Origin of the sequence: Streptomyces sp. AgN23 (genome assembly GCF_001598115.1) — a bacterium.
Classification (GTDB): domain Bacteria; phylum Actinomycetota; class Actinomycetes; order Streptomycetales; family Streptomycetaceae; genus Streptomyces; species Streptomyces antimycoticus.
The window spans coordinates 982,490-984,314 of record NZ_CP007153.1 but is presented as its reverse complement, the minus strand read 5'-3'; the positions used below and the strand labels follow the sequence as shown (position 1 = coordinate 984,314).

The window sequence follows — 1,825 nt, the reverse complement described above, 5'->3', positions numbered from 1 at the left end:
CCACACATCCATGACCGCATACGAGCGGACACACCGCGTCGTCCCTGACGCACCATCCGCCCCTGAGGCACATACGAGGGAGTCAACAGTGAGCGAGACCCTGCCCCTTCCCGGGACCGTGAAGGCCGAACGGCGTTGCCCGTACGACCCTCCGGAGAACCACCGCCGCCTGCGGGACGCGGGTGAGCTGGGCAAACTGGAGCTGCCCGGCGGCCTGGTGATGTGGTTCCTGACCAAGCACGACGACATCAGGGCCATGCTGGCGGACTCCCGGTTCAGCGGCGCCAGGGTGCCGTTCCCGGCGATGAGCCCGGAGATACCGGCGGGCTTCTTCTTCTCCATGGACCCACCGGACCACACCCGCTACCGCCGCACACTCACCGCCGAGTTCTCGGTGCGCGGTGCACGCGAACTGACCGGCCGGATCGAGCGGCTGGCCGACCAGCACCTCGATGCGATGGAGGCGATGGGCACCAGCGCCGATCTCGTCGCTGCCTATGCCAACCCGGTGCCCGCGATGGTGATCTCCGAGATTCTCGGCGTGCCGTACACCTACCACCAGAAATTCGACCACGAGGTACGCACGCTCAGGGAGACCGGCGGCGACGACCAGGCCGTCGGCGCGATGGCGACCGCTTGGTGGGACGAGATGCGGGGATTCGTACGTGCCAAGCGGGCGGAGCCCGCGGACGACATGATCAGCAGGCTGCTGCACGACGAGGTCGAGGGCGGGGCGCTGACCGACGAGGAGGTGGTCGGCATCGCCATGACCATCATTTTCGCCGGCCATGAACCCGTGGAGAACCTGATCGGCCTCGGCATGCTGGCGCTGTTCGAGGACCGTGAGAAGCTGACCCGGTTGCGTGAGAATCCCGACCTGCTCGACGACGCCGTGGAGGAGTTCCTCCGCTACTTCCCCGTCAACAACTTCGGCACCGTGCGGACCGCCACCGAGGACGCCGTGATCAATGGGCATCCCATCGCGCAGGGCGAGATGGTGGCCGGTCTGGTGTCCACCGCCAATCGGGACCCCGAGCGCTTCGCCGACCCCGACCGCCTCGCCCTCGACCGGCCGCACACGTCCCATCTCGCGTTCGGACACGGTGTGCATCAGTGCCTGGGCCAGCAGCTGGCGAGGGTGGAGCTGAAGGTGCTCCTGCAGCGGTTGCTCGCCAGGTTCCCCGGTCTGCGTCTGGCGGTGGCCCCGGAGGAGATCCGGTACCGGGAGAACACCTCGTTCTACGGTGTCCACGAGCTGCCGGTGACCTGGGCGGCCGAGTAGCCCCAGCCGGTGGCCGGAAGGCCAGGGGCGGGCGGCGGTGACGGGCGCGCGGGGAAAGAGGCCGCGTACGCCGACCGCGGACCTCAGGCGCCGAGCCGGCCACCGGTCAGACGTGCGAGCGGGCTGCGACGCCGGGCGGCGCGCCTGCGCAGGACCACCGCGGTGGCGCCCGCCGCGGCGGCTCCCGCGCCGGCGACTGCTGCCTGGACCTTCCGTGCCTTGAGCGCGACCCAGGCCGAACCGGCCGCCGCGGCCGCCTTCTTGGGGGCCTCGGCCGCCACGGTACGACCGGTGGCCACGGCCTTCTCGGCAGCCACATGAGCCTTGTCGGCGGCGATATGAGCGGTGTGCGCGGCGGTCGTCGCGGCGCTCGCGGCGGCGGTCTTCGCCGTGGTCTCCGCCTCGCCCGCGGTGTCCTTGGCCTTTGCCGTCGTCTCCTTGGCCTTGGTGGTGGTGGCCTTCGCGTGAGCGTTGGCGCTCCTGACACTTGTGTGTGCGTTCTTCTTCTCGGTCATGTCCACCGCGTTACCACTCGGCCCGGCA

The 1,825-nt window shown here is 69.9% G+C and carries 2 protein-coding genes; one reads left to right on the top strand and one right to left on the bottom strand.

Annotated features, from left to right (window positions below):
- Positions 1 to 88: 88 nt before the first annotated feature.
- Positions 89 to 1,282: a cytochrome P450 gene (locus AS97_RS04445; RefSeq protein ID WP_059142537.1), complete on the top strand. Its 1,194-nt coding sequence runs from the start codon at positions 89 to 91 to the stop codon at positions 1,280 to 1,282.
- An 83-nt stretch (positions 1,283 to 1,365) separates the two neighbouring features.
- Here AS97_RS04445 and AS97_RS04440 read toward each other — a convergent pair whose 3' ends face one another.
- Positions 1,366 to 1,797 carry a hypothetical protein gene (locus tag AS97_RS04440; protein ID WP_063804832.1) on the bottom strand — a complete coding sequence of 144 codons (432 nt, stop codon included), beginning with the start codon at positions 1,795 to 1,797 and terminating at the stop codon, positions 1,366 to 1,368.
- Positions 1,798 to 1,825 lie beyond the last annotated feature (28 nt).

What these genes read in the sequence shown, in the direction of transcription:
- AS97_RS04440 (WP_063804832.1), bottom strand. Translation starts at nt 1,797, where the DNA reads ATGACCGAGAAGAAGAACGCACACACAAGTGTCAGGAGCGCCAACGCT.